Origin of the sequence: Kineococcus sp. NPDC059986, assembly GCF_040702905.1 — a bacterium.
GTDB lineage: Bacteria > Actinomycetota > Actinomycetes > Actinomycetales > Kineococcaceae > Kineococcus.
The window spans coordinates 1,500-2,075 of record NZ_JBFBND010000078.1; the positions used below are offsets into that span (position 1 = coordinate 1,500).

Below are 576 nucleotides of genomic sequence, written 5' to 3' on the forward strand. Positions count from 1 at the left end.
CATCCCGCGGTGCGCGTGATCGCAAATGGGTGGTGACGTCGCGGTCGCGGCGATGAACGAACGCAAGCCGGTTGCACGGATCGCCGACACGACGTCTGTGGCGCAGGCAAGATCGAGTCGTCACCACATCGGGGAGCGAGAAGGCGGAGGAGGCGCTTTGAGGTACGAGATCCAGCCCAGCGGCGTGGTGGAGTGGCAGAACGGCGATGGCAGTGTCTACGCGCTTCTCCTCCTCCCCGTGCTGTGGGTCATCAACCTGCTCGTGTGGCTGATCTATCGGGCCCGTGGACGCGGCTACACCCTCCATGTCTTCGACGAGGGGGACCACCGAGTGGCCAGAGAGCGCTACCGGACCCGCCCTGCCGCTGAGTCGGCGTTGGCGCGACGACAAGCGATCGATGAAGCGCGTTTGCGAGACCTCACGTCGTGACCGCCGGGTCGTGGCACGGGTCGCACCACGCACGGTCTCGGCACGCTGCGCGCGACGTCACGGTCATCCCGCTGGCCAGGACATCACGCGCTCAGCCAGGCATCAGCAGAAGGTCTCAAAGACCAGCAGACGAGCAGGCTCGCCAC

At 66.3% G+C, this 576-nt stretch carries 1 protein-coding gene; it reads left to right on the forward strand.

Features of this window, described 5'->3' with window-relative positions; translation table 11 throughout:
* Window positions 1-52 precede the first annotated feature (52 nt).
* Window positions 53-430 (forward strand): hypothetical protein, encoded by a 378-nt coding sequence (locus AB0637_RS24945; RefSeq protein WP_366175482.1) that lies wholly within the window; start codon window positions 53-55, stop codon window positions 428-430.
* Window positions 431-576: the final 146 nt, after the last annotated feature.

Coding starts and splice junctions, on each gene's coding strand:
- AB0637_RS24945 (WP_366175482.1), top strand. CDS start 53: ATGAACGAACGCAAGCCGGTTGCACGGATCGCCGACACGACGTCTGTG.